Annotated in this window: 17 protein-coding genes and 2 pseudogenes; 14 read left to right on the top strand and 5 right to left on the bottom strand. The window is 61.5% G+C overall.

Going from position 1 to position 17392, the window contains the following annotated elements; genetic code table 11:
- Positions 1-71 precede the first annotated feature (71 nt).
- From NKH59_RS23225 to NKH59_RS23210, 4 genes and pseudogenes are all read right to left on the bottom strand, one after another.
- Positions 72-329 carry a hypothetical protein gene (locus tag NKH59_RS23225; protein WP_352816374.1) on the bottom strand — a complete coding sequence of 86 codons (258 nt, stop codon included), beginning with the start codon at positions 327-329 and terminating at the stop codon, positions 72-74.
- On the bottom strand, positions 284-553 hold the full coding sequence (locus NKH59_RS23220) for a hypothetical protein (protein WP_352542933.1): 270 nt from the start codon (positions 551-553) through the stop codon (positions 284-286). The genes NKH59_RS23225 and NKH59_RS23220 overlap by 46 nt, the downstream gene beginning before the upstream one ends.
- 284 nt (positions 554-837) lie before the next feature.
- Positions 838-1535, bottom strand: a pseudogene (locus NKH59_RS23215) (DUF4062 domain-containing protein).
- A 223-nt stretch (positions 1536-1758) separates the two neighbouring features.
- On the bottom strand, positions 1759-2430 hold the full coding sequence (locus NKH59_RS23210; protein ID WP_029356805.1) for a Crp/Fnr family transcriptional regulator: 672 nt from the start codon (positions 2428-2430) through the stop codon (positions 1759-1761).
- Between the two features lie 224 nt (positions 2431-2654).
- Between NKH59_RS23210 and NKH59_RS23205 the strand changes: the two genes are divergently transcribed.
- From NKH59_RS23205 to NKH59_RS23175, 7 genes and pseudogenes are all read left to right on the top strand, one after another.
- Positions 2655-2816: a hypothetical protein gene (locus tag NKH59_RS23205; protein ID WP_167522729.1), complete on the top strand. Its 162-nt coding sequence runs from the start codon at positions 2655-2657 to the stop codon at positions 2814-2816.
- Between the two features lie 244 nt (positions 2817-3060).
- Positions 3061-3306, top strand: coding sequence for a hypothetical protein (locus tag NKH59_RS23200; RefSeq protein WP_353023230.1), 246 nt, complete (start codon positions 3061-3063; stop codon positions 3304-3306).
- A 34-nt stretch (positions 3307-3340) separates the two neighbouring features.
- Positions 3341-3559, top strand: a complete 219-nt coding sequence (locus NKH59_RS23195) for a hypothetical protein (RefSeq protein ID WP_353023200.1) — start codon at positions 3341-3343, stop codon at positions 3557-3559.
- 1502 nt (positions 3560-5061) lie between these two features.
- Entirely contained in the window at positions 5062-5778 is a 717-nt protein-coding gene (locus NKH59_RS23190; protein WP_352456374.1) for a pentapeptide repeat-containing protein, read from the top strand.
- An 80-nt stretch (positions 5779-5858) separates the two neighbouring features.
- Positions 5859-6053, top strand: a pseudogene (locus NKH59_RS23185) (phage integrase N-terminal SAM-like domain-containing protein); the annotation flags it as partial.
- Positions 6054-6163: 110 nt separating this feature from the next.
- Positions 6164-6394: a tyrosine-type recombinase/integrase gene (locus NKH59_RS23180; protein WP_352542561.1), complete on the top strand. Its 231-nt coding sequence runs from the start codon at positions 6164-6166 to the stop codon at positions 6392-6394.
- A gap of 1333 nt (positions 6395-7727) precedes the next feature.
- Entirely contained in the window at positions 7728-7907 is a 180-nt protein-coding gene (locus NKH59_RS23175; RefSeq protein ID WP_352542537.1) for a hypothetical protein, read from the top strand.
- Between the two features lie 41 nt (positions 7908-7948).
- On the opposite strand, the gene NKH59_RS23170 is transcribed toward NKH59_RS23175, so the two are convergent.
- Positions 7949-8629: a GntR family transcriptional regulator gene (locus NKH59_RS23170; RefSeq protein ID WP_352473177.1), complete on the bottom strand. Its 681-nt coding sequence runs from the start codon at positions 8627-8629 to the stop codon at positions 7949-7951.
- A 230-nt stretch (positions 8630-8859) separates the two neighbouring features.
- Between NKH59_RS23170 and NKH59_RS23165 the strand changes: the two genes are divergently transcribed.
- From NKH59_RS23165 to NKH59_RS23135, 7 genes are all read left to right on the top strand, one after another.
- On the top strand, positions 8860-9987 hold the full coding sequence (locus NKH59_RS23165) for a sugar ABC transporter substrate-binding protein (RefSeq protein WP_352542536.1): 1128 nt from the start codon (positions 8860-8862) through the stop codon (positions 9985-9987).
- Positions 9988-10058: 71 nt separating this feature from the next.
- Complete coding sequence (locus NKH59_RS23160; protein ID WP_353023198.1) at positions 10059-11597, top strand: sugar ABC transporter ATP-binding protein; 1539 nt, start codon at positions 10059-10061, stop codon at positions 11595-11597.
- Positions 11594-13666 carry an ABC transporter permease gene (locus NKH59_RS23155; protein ID WP_353023196.1) on the top strand — a complete coding sequence of 691 codons (2073 nt, stop codon included), beginning with the start codon at positions 11594-11596 and terminating at the stop codon, positions 13664-13666. Before NKH59_RS23160 ends, NKH59_RS23155 begins: the two co-directional genes overlap by 4 nt.
- Positions 13667-13679: 13 nt before the next feature.
- Positions 13680-14486: an SDR family oxidoreductase gene (locus NKH59_RS23150; RefSeq protein WP_353023194.1), complete on the top strand. Its 807-nt coding sequence runs from the start codon at positions 13680-13682 to the stop codon at positions 14484-14486.
- Positions 14487-14496: 10 nt separating this feature from the next.
- Positions 14497-15444, top strand: a complete 948-nt coding sequence (locus NKH59_RS23145; RefSeq protein ID WP_353023192.1) for a 3-hydroxyacyl-CoA dehydrogenase — start codon at positions 14497-14499, stop codon at positions 15442-15444.
- Positions 15441-16403 (top strand): 3,5-dioxohexanoate:acetyl-CoA acetone transferase, encoded by a 963-nt coding sequence (gene kce, locus NKH59_RS23140; protein WP_352686489.1) that lies wholly within the window; start codon positions 15441-15443, stop codon positions 16401-16403. The genes NKH59_RS23145 and kce overlap by 4 nt, the downstream gene beginning before the upstream one ends.
- Before the next feature lie 35 nt (positions 16404-16438).
- Positions 16439-17317 carry an SMP-30/gluconolactonase/LRE family protein gene (locus tag NKH59_RS23135; protein WP_352980016.1) on the top strand — a complete coding sequence of 293 codons (879 nt, stop codon included), beginning with the start codon at positions 16439-16441 and terminating at the stop codon, positions 17315-17317.
- Positions 17318-17392 lie beyond the last annotated feature (75 nt).

Below are 17392 nucleotides of genomic sequence, written 5' to 3'. Positions count from 1 at the left end.
TCAATGCCCTCGATACACACAGAAGAGCGGGCATGCCATGCTGGACGAGGCCAAACCTGGGAACGACAAGATTACAGGGCTGACATGTCGGCACGAGATATGGTTGATCGGCGGATGACCTCGACCACGAAGTCCAGATAGGCGGCCTTGTCCATGAGCATTAGCCGATCATTTGGCGCGGGCCCAGAATGCTCCTGTACGCGCTCCCAGAGGCGTTCCCGCATCTCCCGGTTCAAGGTGATAAAGTCGCTCCCGACATAGCGGCCTGTGCCACGCTCGGCCATTAGGGCGAAAGCCGGCTTTCCGGGTTCACGCTCGACGCCGAGCAACTCGTATTCATCGATGCTGTAAGCCTTTGGTCTTGAGCCAAGCCGTCGAATTGCCGCTCCGGTATTTGCTGTCCTTGCGCCTCGACACCATGCCTTCGAGCCCCGCCTGGTCTATCAGGTGGGAAGATCGCCTTAGCCTCGCCGGGAAGCGCCTGGCTGAATTGGATACGGCCACCGTCCGGGATCATCTCGGCAAGGATCTCGCGGCGGTCCTCCAGCGCCATGTCGCGCAGGTCGTGACCATTGAGATGCAGAAGATCGAAGGCGACGAATAGAGGTCGTGCTGGCGTCGGGTGATGGCTTTCCGCAAGGCTCCGAAGTCAGACAGGCCAGTCTCGTTCAATACGACGATCTCACCGTCGATGATGGCGCTTTCCACGTCCAGTTCAGCGGCGGCCTTTGCGAGGGCGATGCCGATGGCGAAACTGTCCGAACGCGACACGATCACGATGACTGGCGAGGTGACGCTTGTTCATGATGACGGGACCGGCACGGTTCGGCTTCACGGCTACGACGTTCCGTGACGGCGCGCGGGGAACGCCTCGCAGAAATACCGGACCTCTCCACCGCGTCCGCCCTCGGCAATCGCGACAGCATGCTTGGCTTTCGACACATCGACACCGACGTAAAAAACGTTATCTTGCTCCATGGCTCGTCCTTTCTTCGCTTGGGGCTCGGCTCGGCACTCCCGAGCAACCCCCGTTTGCTTAACAGCTGCAAAGACTAAGGGCGGGCGGCCGCTCAGACCACGGTCATAACGTCTAATAGCCATCGCAACCTTACCCGCCAAAATCGTCCTTGTTGCGCCAATATTGACGAGCTTCTTTTCATATAGCTTTCGGAATCTCTCGAGTTTGGCCTTTTTATCGAACTCGACCTTTTCCGCGGCCCACGTCTTGCGAGCACCGCCTTCGAGCAAAAACGCCACCGGTAGACACGCCTTGGGCGACGGCGTATTCGTACTCCTCTGGGTGTAGTTCTTACCCTTCAACTCTGAGCCGTACCGCTCTGCTACGATGAGTACGTAGTAGTCGCTGTCATCGATGCGCCGCTTGATGTAATCCCATTGAGTGTCGTCGCTGGCTTGGAATGCCTCCATCCCACAGGAATATGCCCGAGGTTAAGAACGGACTCGATGACCGACCGTCTTTCGTCCACCAAATCGGCGTAGGTCGAGCTGACGAAGATCTGGTATTTAACGTCCATGCGGCTTCACCCCTTCGATCCGCCCTTGTAAGTCTGCAAGCAGGCTGGGGATAACGCCGTGCCCGCATCAAGAAGCCGAGTCATGATTCTTGCAAGGGGTGAAGCGATCAAAGCCCGACCCGCGCGCTGGCACGCTAGGTTGCCCGGTTTGCCGGAAGGAATAATCACTTGCGGCCGAGGAGCATGAAACGTGCGGTGCCCCCCGCCGCAGCGACAGCCTTCGCTATTCCTTCTTGTCGACCAGCGCCCGTAGTGCCGAGACGTCATGCAGCAATAACCTGCTGCCGCGCTTTTCGATCAGGCCTCTCTTGGCGAGGTCGCTCATTTCGCGCGAGACCGCTTCCCTGTGCGTGCTCATCGTTGCCGCCAGCTCGGAATGCGTCGGTGCCGGGCTTATGGACACCTCGCCGTCCACGAGTGCGGCTTTCTCCGCCCGATGCAGGAGCTCGACGATCAGCCGTTTTCGCACGACCAGAGTGCTGTATTCGAATACCCGCTCGGTCATGCGCCGGAGCTGGGCAGACAGATGCTCAAGCAGCATCCAGGCAAAAGTCGGGTGGGTCATCACGATATCCCGGAATGCTGTGCCGGACAGCCGTGCAGCGCGGGTTGCCTCCAGCGCGACTACGCTGGCAGAGCGTGCAATCCCGTCAATGCCTCCGAGCTCCCCGAAAATGTCGCCCGGTTCGACATCGCGATACGCTATCTCCCTGCCGTCCGCTGAAACCAGTGTCACGCGAGCCCGTCCTTCCAGCAGGAAGAAGACATCGCGACCAGTGTCGCCGTGGGAAATGATTAGCTCGTTGTGTCGATAGCTGCGCTCGTGCCACCGTTTGGTCAGCGCGGCGAGGTCGGCATCGCAAAGTCTTGAGATGAAGGCCAGAGAGCCTGTCACAACGGTCTCTTGTTCAATCAAGTGTACTTCACCTTACTCCCTATCCAAGGAAATTTGATGGCCGCAGGCCCCGCTTTCCGGGATGCAAACTGGGAGCGGATTTCGCCAATGTTTTCCCCGGTGTGGGAATTCCCACAGCCGAGCCTGGTTCGACTGTCATATCCTTGTTGCAACGTCAGGCCCGCCGGCTCGTGTGAAAGCCGGCGAAGGGAAAGGGAACAGTCATGAAATTCTTGGCTCCCGTCACAAAACTTGCTGCGGGGTTTCGCAAATTCGTCGCGCCGCGCTACCGCCCGGAGCTTTATTACATGCGTGGCCCGGGGCCAGCCACCGCCCGCCGTATGGGCACGCCGCGGCAAAACCAATCCATCGACCACTACGCCTAATTCGCCTCGCGGACGGCTGACGCTCTCGCCCGGAGTGCCGTTCGCGCCGTTCCGTACCGGTCAATTCAGATCAATGAAGGGACGATCTGATCATGGTTATAATTCATGCTGCCGCCATTGGTCCATTTCGCAGGTGGTTACGCCTCCGCGCCGAGCGAAAAGCTCTCTTGTCGGCAACGGACCAGTTGAGCCGTTTACCCGATGACGTCCTTGGCGACATCGGCATCTCACGTGACGAAATCATGTGCGATTTGCGAAGCCGCGCCATCCGTCATGCGGAGGCAGGCGCGGCCGGCACGACGATCGAGCGCACCAGGATCGCTTCGGCCTCGATCCCGAAACGGTTGGCCGCCGGCAGTGGCTACACCTCGGCCGAGATCCCCTTTGGCTGGTCCACGAGCGCGCGATCGAGCCTTACATCGGCTTCGACAAGCCGCGGCGCGCGGACGGGACCTTCGAACGGCACTACACCTGCGACCCCAAGGACTGAATGTTGACCGACGGGAGCTGGGGAGGATCTCAAAATGATCATGTCAGTTGTTAAGTCCCTCGCGCCTGTGACGCTCGGCACCGTGCTGATCGCAATCAGTCCGGCTTCATTGTCGGCTTCTGACGCTCAGGACCTTGCGTTCGCTCACGCTGACATGCCAATCAAACAGCTGAAAGACGTCTATTTGGATTGCGAGTGGGGAGGCCGCCGGTGCGCTGGGGACGGAAGACGTGATGTACTGTTCGATGCGTGAGTTCCGACTAGGCGCGCGATAGCAGTTTGCGCATAATCAACGATGCATGGCCTTCTGCACCGTGCGACGCGGCCCTGCGATCGACCACTTCGAACATGTTTGGACCGCGCACTTCGCCGATCAGCGCAGTAACCAACCCGCGGAGTTCCGCGAGCGACAGCCTTCAAACGAATCAGTCGGTGGTAGCGTCACGCATAGGGTGAATCACGAACGCGCTCGCCTGCAAACCCCTTCGCCCGGAAATCTGCCCCGGTTACGCGGTTCGCCAGCAGACTGAGAAGGAGCGGCTTCAGCCGATCGCCGATGCTTTTTGTTATCTTTGTGCTTAATGGCAGCTTTGCGCCCCGATTTCGGCCGTTCGACTATATCGTTCGACCTGCCGAAAGCTGTCGGGGCTCCGGCCCTCTCAAACCCTCCGCCGCCGTTGTCGCGCATGTGCCGCATGCCACCTGCCGTGCTTTCAGCGAGCGACCTTACCTCCAGTCCGGAACCTAGCAGTCGCCCAACTGGTTCAACCTTCCGCCACGCCTGGGCAGAGGAGGGCGTGCAAAACGGTAGGCGCGACTAAGAAACGGTCGCGGCTCGAGTCGGTAGAGGGATACCGCCGATACAGTGCTGTAACCGAGTTCGTTTGCTGACGGGACTTCTTAATCGGCGCAAATAGGTCCGACTCTAACCTCCGCAACCAGTTCCAGCATAAATCACTAATAGTCACGATCTGATCAAAGCCCCGCCGGAAAAAACGGCAAGGCATTTCCCACGGCAGGTTTGGCGAAGCGCGGAAGGGCACTCTGCCGCCCAGAGTAAGCGGCCTGCACGCGAGAGGGACCCTTTTCCAAGCGCGGTGTTCGAATCCCTCCCTCTCCGCCATACGACATTGTTTACGTTGATAAAAATACAAGAATAGATTGCGCGTCCGCCATAAAGCCCGCCAACCGAAAAAGGCGTATTCGCGGCACGTCAGCTTACGACACAAATATGCGGGGTTGATGCTTCGAGCTGGGAGATGGCAGAGATCAACTTCGGCTTCGCTAAGCGACGTCGTGGGATTCATGCGACAGCGGAATTAGGATATGCGACGAGCACCCCGTGCCGGGTCAACCTCGCCGTCGGGAAGTACCGATCGGTGCGGAACCGAGCGGATTCACGCTTGTCGGCAGCGGACGGCGGCGGTGGCGGTCAGCATCCGAGCAGGCTCCCAATTAACGAGACAAACGTCCAGAGCGGAGGGACTTCGCCAGCCTGAACGACCGCTCTCCTCGGCTTAGTCAAGCATACCTACGGAATGATGCGCCTGGCCGGTGACAAATGAATCTCTGCTGGCCTCCGATGATATGGGGAGGCGCTCGCAAATCGCGCCCTACGCGCGGGTTGATCGGTTGATCAACATCAAAGCTTGAATATGAGAAATGCGCTAACTGTGACGGCGGTGGTCACGGTGGCTCGAGTGTCAGCAGATGTGGTAAGGTTGAGTGTCGGCGAGTAGCAGAGGTCCAGCAACAATGACTTTGAGGCGAACCAGAGCTTACGGCGCATCCGGCTTGGTTCTAGCGGTTTGCACTGTGTTTGCTTGGCAGAACGCCACTGCTGCTCACAATTGCGACGCAGCCGCGACGCCTGGCGTCAATTGGCACGAGTGTGACAAGAAGCTTCTCATCCTAGAAGGACAAGACCTGAGCGGGGCGAACCTGTTCGGTGTTGATTTCACTTCGACCGACCTCAGGAACAGCAATCTCCTTGCGGCAAATCTTGAGAAGGCAACGCTTGTGCGTGCTTCCCTGGCCGACTCGACCGCCAAAGGCGCCCGGTTCGACAGAATCGAGGCCTACAGGACCGACTTCAGCCGTATGGACGCGCAGGGCGCTGTGTTTGCGAGCGCGGAAATACAGCGCTCGAATTTCCAGGGCGCCAATCTGACCAATGTTGATTTCACAAAGGCAGAATTGGGGCGTGCGCAGTTCCATGACGCCGATATCAGCGGCAGCCGCTTCTCGTTTGCCAATCTCGCACGGGCGGACTTCCGAGGAGCGACGTTCACCGCGCCGATAGACTTTGACCGCGCCTTTTTCTTTCTGACCCGTATCGAGGGCGTCGATCTTTCCAATTCGGCGGGTCTGTCCCAGTGGCAGCTCAACATGGCTTGCGGAGACGCCCGGACCGAGTTGCCTTCTGGCTTGACGAGGCCTGAAGATTGGCCCTGTCAATTCCAGCAGGAATAGTTGTCGGCAAGCGAACTGTGCAATGCTGCACCCGACAGGATTTGAACCTTTAACTTCTGCCTTCGCGAGAGGAACTCGCCATGGCTACCCTGTCGACCGATGCACCAATCTCTCCGCTTCGCCAGCGCATGCAGCACGACATGCTCATGCGTGGCCTGGGCTCCCATACCCAGCAGGACTACGTTCGTCACGTCCGGCGCTTCGCTGTGTTCCTTGGCCGCTCGCCCGACACTGCGACGGCTGAGGACATCGGTCGATTCCAGCTGCATCAGCATGAGAGCGGCGTCGGCTCTGCGACGATCAATGGCGCGGTCTCGGCACTGCCGTTCCTGTCCCTCGTGACGCTGAAGCGTCGGGATCTGGCGCGTGCGCTGGTGATCATGAGGTGTCAGCGCAAGCTGCCCGACGTGCTGAGCGTGGAGGAAGCGGCGCGGCTGCTCGAAGCCGCATCCAGCATCAAGGCATCAAGTACAAGGCGGCACTTGGCGTCGCCTATGGCGCGGGCCTGCGCGTGTCCGAAGTCGCGCAACTCAAGATCGACGACATCGACTCGACACGCATGCTTATCTGCGTCGAACAGGGCAAGGGACGCAGTGCCGCGCGACAATCAAGTTGAGAGCGCGTGTTGCCTTGATTGTCGCACGGCAAAGACGAGAGCCGCGTCCGTAAAGACCATTCGGCGCGCAACCTCGCCATGATCCGCCGCGGGGTGCTCAACATGCTCCGTCGCGAGCCTTCAAACTCGCTCAAGCGTAAGCGCCTCAAAGACCTCATGAACCCGACCTACCGCCAAGCCGTCCTCGCCGGTTAACGATTCATGATTTGGCCCTGCGTTGGCTTTCGTGTGCACTGTGTGTGCATTGAGAGATGTGATGTGGCCAAATGGCTTTCGGTCGCGGCGGCGCAATCGTAAAATAGGTTATGTCTGAGTAAGCGCCGTCTGACGAAATACTCAGTCTTTCCGACCGGGCATTGGACGGACTGAAGCAAAAAAAAGATAATGAAATGGATAAGATAGAGCGGCATCTTGCTCTTGCTCCTACGATGGACTGGATGAACGTGGCGATCAACATCTTTCGGATACATTCGTGATTGCGGCGCAGCAGCCGCCAAGGCTCAGATAACAGGACATCTGTTTAGAAAACAAAACATCAGATTTGATATCCGGCAGTCGACGTGCTTGCGGCTCGTAGCGGGCTTGCGAGGGCAAGCGTGTGGTCTGCTCTCGCAACCTTGGAGGGGATTGGCATCGTATCTTCAGAGGGAACGGGCAGGGCTCGTCTTTATCGGTTGAATGATCGCCATCCACTGGCGACATCACTGGAAGCCCTCTTTGAGCAGGAGGCGCTTAGGTATTCCAACATTCGCGCTTTAGTCACTGAGGCGGTCTCCGCAGTTCGGCCGAACGTACTCGCGGCCTGGATTTACGGCAGCGTGGCGAGGGGCGAGACCGTCCAGACAGCGATCTCGACATCGCAGTGGTTACGCCATCCGAAAAGCTAGAAAGCGCGCTCCAAGAGATCCGTGAGGCACTGGTGACCCACGGTGAAGAGCTTGGCTTCAATCCCTCGGTGGTGGGACTCACTTCGCAGGATGTGGCGAGGCTGTCGAGCACGGGAGACCCTTGGTGGGGCGGCGTCGAAGCAAATGCCCTGCTCGTCTTGGGTCCACGCCCGGACGAACTCGCAACAAAAACTCGCCAGAAGGCGTTGGCATGACCAGAAGAGGTGCGACGAAAGTAGTCGAGACAGGCTTTGGCGAGGAGCGATTGCGCATCGCCCGCTCATATTTGAAGGCTGCCCGTTTGGAGGTGCAATGTCTGAAACGGGTAACATCGGCAATCCGGCTATGTCGCAGATCGTGAATGCGGCAATAGCATACGCCGTGCGCTCACTGCCCGATTTGCAGGAACGATCAACCGCGCGGATCATGCGGCCGTGGTGAAAACCATGCGCGATGCGCTTGGAAATCGCCTTCCTGCAGCGCAGGCCAGCCGGTTGCGGAGCATTCTCCATGAGAAGGACGAAGCTCAATACGGAATCAGGGCAAAATCACTACCCGAAGCCGAGAGCTTGCTCGACAAGTTGGAAGAGTTCGCGGAGTGGGCGGAAAAAGAACTGGAAGTCTGATCAGCAATGGAGGCGGCATGTCGCTTATGGCGACCTGAATGTTACTTCAGCAGTTTGATCAGCACTGTGAAAGCCGCGTCGATGTCAGCGCGAACCGCGGCCCGGACAGCTTCCGCGTTGCGGTCTCGCAGCGCTGCAAACATCTGCTGATGGTGCTGGTTGGCGGTCGAATAGTTTCCAGAATCGTGCAGCATGTTGAAATAGGGACTGATCTGCAGCCACAGGTTCTCGATGATGTTGAGCATGTTTTCCGAACCCGCGGCTCGATAGATGGAGAAATGAAAGGCGTAGTTGGCCCTGAGGTAGGATTTGACGTCGCCGGCGGCATTGGCCTGTTCGAGTGCGTCCAGATGCTGGCGCAGCAGCGCCACGCTGGGATCGTCCATTCGCTCGGCCGCCCATGCGGCGGCGATCGCCTCGATCTCAAACCTGACGTTCCTGAGATCGATGAGTCGCGCGCGGCTTAATGCCGGGATACCGATCGAACGGCCAGAAACCACCATCAATGCGTTGGCGGCGCTCAGACGCCGCAGTGCCTCGCGAACCGGCATCGGGCTGACGCCGAAAGCGTCTGCGAGGCTCTGCACCGTCACCATTTCACCTGGAACGATACTGCCGTCGAGGATCAACTCGGTGACGTGCCGGTAGACCCTGTCCTGCAGGGTTTCCCTGGACAGCGGCGTAATCTCGACGCCCGGCTTCCTGAATGCCGCCCCAGCCATCTGTGCCTACCTTTCCCCAAACGGCGACGCTCTTGTCCTACCCGGCGCCTGTGCCCGGAATGCAAGGTTCGGATTGCCGCGTCAAGCGCCGGCGTATCCGGCTTTTACCCATTAGCATTTCATCATTGATCTTTGATCAAATCATGATACGGTCAGCTGCGTCGAATGACAAGGAGCACGTTTCGTGCCCTTGGGAGGCATTTGGTCGTCTGAATTGGGAGGAGTTTCGAATGGGTATCGGATCGAAAGCCCGGCGGCTCGCGCTGCTTGCCGGCATGGCTGTTTGCGCCTTTGGGATGTCGGCGGCCGAGGCGGCCGGAAAGCACAAAATATTTCTCAGCATGAGCTTCATCGGCAATGATTGGCAGGCCGAGGCCGCCAACATGGTCAAGGCGATGGCGTCGCACAAGAGCATGGCCGACAAGGTCGACCTCCAGGTTCAGGTGGCCGGGCCGAACGCACAGCGCCAGATCCAGCAGATCAACGCGATGGTGCAGGCAGGTGCCGAAGCCATCGTGATCTTCCCGATCTCGCCGACAGCGCTCAACCAGGTGGTGAAGAACGCCTGCGACAAGGGGGTAAAGGTGTTTGCCTACGATGCCGAGATCACAGAGCCCTGCGCCTACAACGTCCATATCGATCAGGAAGAGGCTGGCCGCGTGACGGCGGAGTGGCTGGTCAAGAAGCTCAATGGCAAGGGCAACATCATCGCAGTGACCGGCGTTCCCGGCACCTCGGTCGACGATCTGCGCACCAAGGCCGCAAAGGAGGTGTTTGCCAAGCATCCCGACATCAAGATCGTGGGCGAGGCTGTCGGTATGTGGAGCCAGGCGGTGGCCCGCACCGAACTTTCCAAGATATTGGCGACGCGCAGCTGGGACGACATAAATGGGCTGTGGATGCAGGTCGGCTGCTTCACCGCCAATTCCATGCAGCTCGAGGCCGGCAAGAAGAGCAGCGAACTGCTGCCTTGCGCCGGCGAGGGCTCCAATGGCGGGCGCATCCAGATGCTGCCGGAGGGCACGGAGGTCGAGGGCGCAGCCTCTCCCTATGCGCCGCTCGGCGCGCCGCGTATCTCCTATGCATCGCCGCCCTATTCCGGCGCGCTTGCCCTTAAGCTTGCAGTCGAGGCACTTGACGGCAAGGAGGTTGCCAAGAAGACGATCCTGCCACTGCCGGTCGTCACCAACGACACGATAAAGCTTTGTAACGAAGGCACCTGGGCAGAGATGAAGGCTGGCTGTAACGCCTTCAAACCGTCGCTGGTCTCCAACCCCGGCTGGTTCGCCTCGATCTTCTCCGACCAGACACCTGAAATCGGTCTCGCGGCCGCCCTTGTCGGCCAGCCCGAGGAGTAAGGCTCTCCGAATGGGGCGTGGGGTGCTTTGGAGGCCCTCCCAGGCACCCCGTGCAGGCCGGGACTGGGATCATGATGTCAGCGCAATCGACAGCTGTCGGCATAGAGGGCGTCCGCAAGGCGTTTGGTGCGACGGTCGCCCTCGATGGCGTCTCCTTTGAGATCGTTTCGGGCAGCGTGCACGCGCTGCTCGGCGAAAACGGTGCCGGCAAGTCGACGCTCGTCAAGCTGCTGTCGGGACTGGTGCGGCCCGACGAAGGGCAAATCACCGTTCTTGGTGAACCGGCGCCACTCGGTTCGCCGCGCGCCGCGCACGCCAAAGGCGTGCAGACAGCCTTCCAGGAAATGACGCTGGTGCGCGATCTCAGCGTTCTCGACAACATGCTGCTGCCCTACGCGCCTGTCGGCCCGAGCGGCCTGATCAGGCGGGCGAGCGCGCGCAGGGCGGTGCGCCAGCACATTTCAGATCTCGGCTTTTCGGTCGATCTTGATGCCGAGGTCGCGACCCTCGATCTCGCCGTCCGCCAGAAGATCGAAATCGCGCGCGCGCTCTATCGCAAGCCGCGCATCCTCCTGCTCGACGAACCGACCTCGACGCTGTCGGGCGGCGATGTCGAGTGGCTGGGCGGCATCATCGCGCGACTTAAGGCCGCCGGCACGACGGTCGTGTTCATCACCCACCGCATACGAGAGGTGCGGGCCTTCTGCGACACGCTGACCATTCTCAGAAACGGCCGTCACATCGTGACGGCGCCGGTGGCCGACGTCCCGGATGGAGAAGTGATCGAAAAGATCATCGGTCGCAGCATCGCCCAGACCTTTCCGCCGAAACCCGAAAGCGAGGCGGTCTTCGGTCCGCCGGTGCTCGGCGTACGCGATCTCAAGACCGGCATGAAGCTCGACGGCGTCGGTTTCGACCTGCGCAAGGGCGAGATTCTCGGCATTGCCGGGCTTCAGGGCATGGGCCAGCTCGACCTGTTCCTCGCCTGCTTCGGCATGGCAGAGATCGAGCGCGGCCATATACTGGTCGACGGGCGCGAAGTGTGGCTCGGCTCGCCCGCCGATGCGCTCAAGGCCAACATGGCGATCGGGCTGGTGCCGGAGGACCGCAAGACCGAAGGCCTGTTCCTGAAGCTCTCGGGCCGGCAAAACGTATCGCTGCCGGTCGTCGCGCGTTTTACCCGATGTGGCCTGATCAGCAGGCACGAGGAGGCGCGGGCCGTCCAGTCCGCCTTCTCGGCGGTCGAGGTCGACCACCGCGCCATGTGGACGAGGGCGGGGGCGTTTTCGGGCGGTAACCAGCAGAAGATCGCCATCGCTAAATGGCTGGTCGCCGAGAGCCGCATCCTGCTGCTCTTCGACCCAACCCGCGGCATCGACGTCGGCACCAAGCACGAGCTCTATGTGACGATGCGCGACTATGTGGCGGCCGGCGGCTCGATCCTTCTGCATTCAACCGAAATTCCCGAGCTGGTCCATCAATGCGACCGAGTGCTCGTCCTCTATGACGGTCGCCTGGTGGCGGAGCTTGCCGGCAACCACATCACGGAAGGCGCGATCATGCGACCGGCGCTGGGGCAAGGCGAGTTGGTCCGGGAGGCGGCGGAATGAGCGTGACGAGTTTGCCCGCCGCGGCACCGGCCGCGACATTGACGCGGCTTCTCGCGCGGCACAGCGGCGCGATCATCGCGGCGATCGTCTTTGCGGTGCTCCTGCTTATCGTCGATCTGGTCAGTGCCGGGCGGCTCACCTATTTCGACATTTCGTTTCTCTCCAGCGGCGGCGCCACCTCGGCGCTGGCGGCGATCGGCCAGACGGTGGTCATCCTGTCCGGCGGTTTCGACCTGTCCGCCGGCGCGGTGATCTCGCTGGTCAATGTCGTCCTGGCAAAAGGTATGGATCCGATGGCGACCGGCACCAGTGTCGCGCTGTGGACCTTGGCCGGAATTGGGGTCGGCATGGTGGTCGGCGCCTTCAACGGCTTCTTCATCGCCGTCCTGCGCATGCAGCCAATCGTCGTCACGCTGTCGACCATGTTCATCCTGCAGGGGGTAACACTGCTGGTCATGGACAAGCCGGGCGGCTTCGTCTCGCCCGATCTTGGCGCCTTCTATCTCGGTGATGCTATCGCCGGCTGGATACCGATGCCACTGGTGGCCATCGGCGTCGTCCTGCTCGGCTGGTTCTGGCTAAAAGGCACACGCTTCGGGACGGCGCTTTATGCCGTCGGCAGCGATCCGGACGCGGCCGCTTCAGTCGGCGTGCGCGTCGTTCTCGTGCGCTTCCTGGTCTATGTCATAGCCGGCGGCTGCTACGGGCTCGCCGGCGTCTTCATCAGCGCACAGACGGGCAGCGGCGATCCGCTAGTCGGCAACCCGTTGTTGCTGTCGATGTTCGCGGCGGTCGTCGTCGGCGGTACAAGGCTGGGCGGCGGTCAAGGCGGGCCGGTTGGTACCGTCTTCGGCGCCTACATCCTGATGATGGTCGTCAACATCCTGCTCGTACTCAACGTCTCGGCCTATTATTCGACGATCGCCGAGGGCACGATCCTGATCCTTGCCGTGCTTGCCGGCTCGCTGTCGCATGGCTCCGTGCTCGCCCGCCAACTGCGTGCGCTGCGGGCGCGGTCGGCCGCATGGCGCGCCGGAATGCTGCCCTCGCAGATCGATCGCACCGACCGGCGGCTGAGGATCGCGCGTGGCAGCACCGACGATCAGCAGGCGCCGCAGCCGGCCTTCCATATTCGCAATGCCGAGACGCTGCGTTATGCGCTGCCGGCCTATGTCTGCCTGGCCGTCGTCGTGATCGTCACCCAGATCTGGCTCGGACGCGCCATCGTCAACGTCACCTACTGGAACTCGCTGTTCGTGCTGTCGAGCTTCCTCGCCGTCCTGGCGCTTGGGCAAGGCAGCGTAATCCTCACCGGCGGGCTCGACCTGTCGGTGCCGTGGACGATCGGTCTCTCGGGCATCCTGCTTGCCGGCATGGTCAACGGCTCGGATGGCGCACTTGCCTATGCGCTGCCGGCGGTGCTGCTCACAGCTTGCCTGATCGGTCTTGCCAACGGCATCGGCATTGTCTTCCTCGGAATTTCGCCGATCGTGATGACGCTGGCCACCAATGGCATTCTGCAAGGCGTCGCGCTGCTTTACTCGCAGGGTACGCCGGCCGGCTTCTCCTCGCCGATGCTGCGCTGGTTCATGACCGGGAAGGTATTCGTTGTGACGCCGGTGGTGCTGTTCATGATCGCCTTCGTCGTCTTTGCCGTGCTGCTGCTTGGCCGCACCCCTTTTGGCCGCCGGGTTTATGGCATCGGCAACAGCCTGCGCGCGGCCCAGCTCTCCGGCATCGCGGTCGGGCGCACGCTCATCCTCGTCTATGTGCTGTCGGCGGTCTGCGCGGGGCTCGTCGGCATCATGCTGACCGGCTTTTCCGGCCAGGCCAGCCTCGGCATGGGTGACGACTATCTGCTGCCCTCGATCGCCGTAGTCGTCGTCGGCGGTGCGCTGATCACCGGCGGGCGCGGCCACTATCTCGGAATGCTGGGGGGCGTGCTGCTTTTGACGGCGTTGCAGATGCTGCTCGCCGGTACGACGCTGCCTTATGCAACGCGGGCGATCCTGTTCGGGCTGGTGGTGCTCGCTGCGGTCATGGCGCTGCGCGAAAGGCGGATTCAATGAAAGGAATGGAATAATGAGCTCCAGCGCACCGGCATCGGCGGACGAATTCCTGACCGGGCTCAAAGGCCAACGCGTGCTGGTCACGGCGGGCGCCGGCGGCATCGGCTTTGCCATTGCCGAGACGCTGTCGAGGCTCGGCGCGCGTGTCGTGATCTGCGACATTTCCGACGAGGCGCTGGCCGACGCTCCAGAGAGGCTCACACTCGCCGGCGCAGTCAAAGCGGACGTTTCACGCGACGACGATGTCGACCGGCTGTTCGAGACCATAAAGGAGAAGCTCGGCGGGCTCGACGCCCTGATCAACAATGCCGGCATTGCCGGGCCGACCGGCGGGGTCGATGAGATCGATCCGGCAGACTGGCGGCGCTGCATAGATATCTGCCTGACCGGCCAGTTCCTGTGCGCGCGCCGTGCCGTGCCGCTGATCAAGGCGGCGGGCGGCGGCTCGATCGTCTCGATGTCTTCGGCCGCCGGCCGCCATGGCTACGCGTTCCGCACGCCGTACTCGGCTGCCAAGTTCGGCGTTGTCGGCCTGACCCAGAGCCTTGCCAAGGAACTCGGACCGCATGGGATCAGGGTCAATGCCATCTTGCCCGGCATCATCGAAGGGCCGCGCATCGACAAGGTCATTGCCGACCGGGCAAAGCAGCTCGGCGTTTCAAACGAGGAGATGACACAACGCTATCTGCAGAACATCTCGCTGCGCCGCATGACCAGCCCATACGATGTCGCGGCGATGGTGGCCTTCCTGCTTTCCGATGCGGGCATCAACATTTCCGGCCAGTCGCTCGGCGTCGACGGCAACGTCGAGACACTCTGAGGGGGAGATCATGGCGAAGGTAGCAATTGTCGGAAGCGGCTTCATCGGGCGAGCGTGGGCGATCAGCTTCGCTCGTGCCGGCCATGATGTGCGCATGTGGGACCAGGCGCCGGCCGCGGCCAGCGGTGCGCGCGACTATATCGCTGGGGTGCTCGGCGACCTTGCCGCCAACGATCTGCTGCGGGGACAGGCGGTCGATACCGTGCTTGGCCGCATCATCATTGTGGAGGAGCTTGGCGAGGCCTTGGCCGATGCCGTCCATGTCCAGGAGAACACGCCGGAAAACCTCGAGGTGAAGCGTGACGTGTTCTCCCGCATCGACGCACTTTCCGGTCCGCAGGCGGTGATCGCCAGTTCCACCTCGGCGCTGTTGCCGTCGAGATTCACCGATCATCTTGAGGGGCGCCATCGCTGCCTCGTCGTGCACCCGATCAATCCGCCCTATCTCATCCCGGCAGCGGAGGTGGTGCCGGCGCCATGGACCTCCGCCGAAACGGTGGAAAGGACCCGCGCGTTTCTTGTCGAGGCGGGCCATGCGCCACTGGTGATGAAGCGCGAGGTCGACGGCTTCATCATGAACCGCTTGCAAGGCGCGCTGTTGGAGGAGGCGTTTCGGCTCGTCGCCGACGGCTATGCCAGCGTCGAGGACGTCGACACTGGCCTGCGCGACGGGCTGGCGCTGCGCTGGTCGTTCATGGGTCCGTTCGAGACGGTCGACCTCAATGCACCCGGTGGTGTGCGCGACTATGTCGAGCGCTATCAGGCGATCTATTCCAACATCTTCCCTCAGATGCTGCGCCGCGTCGACTGGGCCGGCGAGGTCATGGAAACGGTCGAGGCCGAGCGTCGCAAGCGCCTGCCGCGGGAAGAACTCGGCGAACGGCAGGTCTGGCGCGACCGCCGGCTGATGGCGCTGGCGGCGCACAAGAAAAAGTCGGATCAGGAGTTTGGACAATGACGCAAACAAGCCGCAAGCCCGGCGCCCAGCAACCCAGCGGCAAGGTCATCATCACCTGCGCGGTGACGGGGGCGATCCACACGCCGACTATGTCGCCTTATCTACCGATCACGCCGGACCAGATCGCGCGCGAGGCGATCGCGGCGGCGGAGGCGGGTGCGGCGATCCTGCATCTGCATGCCCGCGACCCCGAGACCGGCAAGCCCGACCAGACGCCAGAGGCGTTCGCGCGTTTCCTGCCGCGCGTCAAGCAAGGCACCAATGCCGCCATCAACATCACCACCGGCGGCAGTCCTTACATGAAGGTGGAGGAGCGTGTGCGCCCCGCCGCCCAATTCAAGCCGGAGGTCGCCTCGCTCAACATGGGCTCGATCAATTTCGGGCTCTATCACCTCGCCGACAAATACGAGACGTTCAAGTTCGATTGGGAAAAGCCGCATCTGGAAGCGACGCGTGATCTGGTCTTCCGCAACTCGTTCAAGGACATCGAATACATACTGGCAACCTGCTACGACAATGGGACGCGCTTCGAGTTCGAGTGCTACGACATCGCCCATCTCTATAACCTCTCCCATTTCGCCGATCGCGGGCTGGTGAAGCCGCCGTTCTTCGTGCAGTCGGTGTTCGGCCTGCTCGGCGGCATCGGCACGCACCCGGAAGACGTCGCCCATATGAAGCGCACCGCCGATCGCCTGTTCGGCGACCAGTTCCGCTGGTCGGTGCTGGGTGCGGGCGCCAGCCAGTTGCGCATCGCGGCACAATCGGCAGCGCTTGGCGGCAACATTCGCGTTGGGCTCGAAGACAGTCTTTGGGCCGGTAGGGGCAGGCTTGCCAAGTCGAATGCCGAGCAGGTGGTGCTCGCCCGCAAGATCGTCGAAGGCCTCGGCATGGAAGTGGCAACGCCCGACGAGGCCCGCGAAATCCTGTCATTGAAGGGCGGCGACCAGGTCGCGTTCTGACCGGTTTCTGCAAGGTTCGAACAGAGGAGGACGGCATGAAGATCGAAGTCGTGGTGGACGTGAAGACCACGCTGGGCGAGGGACCGCTGTGGGACGTTGAACAGGAGCGCCTCTACTGGATCGACAGTTTCGACGGGCGTGTGTTTCGGGCAACCGCCGACGGGAGCGAGATCCGTTGCTGGGACGTGCCGATGAAGATCGGTTCGATGGCATTGCGCAAGGACGGAGGTGGCGCGGTGGTATCGCTGCAGCGCGGTTTCCATCTGCTTGATTTCGCCACCGGCGAGGTGACGCCGATTCACGATCCGGAGCCGGACAGGCCGATGAACCGGCTCAATGACGGCAAGGTCGACCGGCGCGGCCGCTTCTTCGCCGGCTCAATGGACACGATGGAAGAGGGACCCTCCGGCGGACTCTACCGGCTCGATCCGGATTTCTCGGTTACCAGAATAGATTCCGGCATCATCTGCTCGAACGGTCCGTGCTGGAGCCCGGACGACCGCACCTTTTATTTCGCCGACACCTGGACCGGCGAGATCTGGGCCTACGACTACGACATCGCAACCGGTGCCGCCACCAACCGGCGCACCTTCACGCGTGTCGATACCAGCCGGGGCGGGGCGGCTGACGGCTCGACCGTCGATGCGGAAGGATTCCTTTGGAACGCGCTGGTCTATGACGGCAGGCTGGTGCGTTACGCGCCCGACGGCAGCATTGATCGCATCATCGACATGCCCGTCAAGAAGATCACCAGCGTCATGTTCGGCGGGCCCAGGCTCGACACCTTGTACGTCACTTCGATGGCCAAGCCGCCGCTGCCGCGCTTTCCGGGCGACGGAGTTTTACGAGGCAGCCTTTTTGCCATCACCGGCCTCGGCGTGACGGGAGTTCCCGAGCCAAGATTTGCCGCGTAAATCGGTGCGTAATGGCGATGTCCTTCCTGCCTGCTTGGTGCCACCCCAACCTCCCGCCGCAGGGCAACCGGCGCT

It is taken from the genome of Mesorhizobium sp. M0998, from assembly GCF_040318885.1.
In the GTDB taxonomy this organism is placed as follows: Bacteria; Pseudomonadota; Alphaproteobacteria; order Rhizobiales; family Rhizobiaceae; genus Mesorhizobium.
Note: the sequence above shows the minus strand (reverse complement) of the source record. Positions and strands in the feature narration are given on the sequence as shown.

Excerpts from the sequence above, each read along its gene's own strand:
- NKH59_RS23145 (WP_353023192.1), top strand. The coding sequence starts at position 14,497 with ATGGCGAAGGTAGCAATTGTCGGAAGCGGCTTCATCGGGCGAGCGTGG.
- NKH59_RS23175 (WP_352542537.1), top strand. The coding sequence starts at position 7,728 with ATGCGCGATGCGCTTGGAAATCGCCTTCCTGCAGCGCAGGCCAGCCGG.
- NKH59_RS23205 (WP_167522729.1), top strand. The coding sequence starts at position 2,655 with ATGAAATTCTTGGCTCCCGTCACAAAACTTGCTGCGGGGTTTCGCAAA.
- NKH59_RS23155 (WP_353023196.1), top strand. The coding sequence starts at position 11,594 with ATGAGCGTGACGAGTTTGCCCGCCGCGGCACCGGCCGCGACATTGACG.
- NKH59_RS23160 (WP_353023198.1), top strand. The coding sequence starts at position 10,059 with ATGATGTCAGCGCAATCGACAGCTGTCGGCATAGAGGGCGTCCGCAAG.
- NKH59_RS23165 (WP_352542536.1), top strand. The coding sequence starts at position 8,860 with ATGGGTATCGGATCGAAAGCCCGGCGGCTCGCGCTGCTTGCCGGCATG.
- NKH59_RS23195 (WP_353023200.1), top strand. The coding sequence starts at position 3,341 with ATGATCATGTCAGTTGTTAAGTCCCTCGCGCCTGTGACGCTCGGCACC.
- NKH59_RS23135 (WP_352980016.1), top strand. The coding sequence starts at position 16,439 with ATGAAGATCGAAGTCGTGGTGGACGTGAAGACCACGCTGGGCGAGGGA.
- NKH59_RS23190 (WP_352456374.1), top strand. The coding sequence starts at position 5,062 with ATGACTTTGAGGCGAACCAGAGCTTACGGCGCATCCGGCTTGGTTCTA.
- kce (WP_352686489.1), top strand. The coding sequence starts at position 15,441 with ATGACGCAAACAAGCCGCAAGCCCGGCGCCCAGCAACCCAGCGGCAAG.
- NKH59_RS23220 (WP_352542933.1), bottom strand. The coding sequence starts at position 553 with ATGGCGCTGGAGGACCGCCGCGAGATCCTTGCCGAGATGATCCCGGAC.
- NKH59_RS23150 (WP_353023194.1), top strand. The coding sequence starts at position 13,680 with ATGAGCTCCAGCGCACCGGCATCGGCGGACGAATTCCTGACCGGGCTC.
- NKH59_RS23170 (WP_352473177.1), bottom strand. The coding sequence starts at position 8,629 with ATGGCTGGGGCGGCATTCAGGAAGCCGGGCGTCGAGATTACGCCGCTG.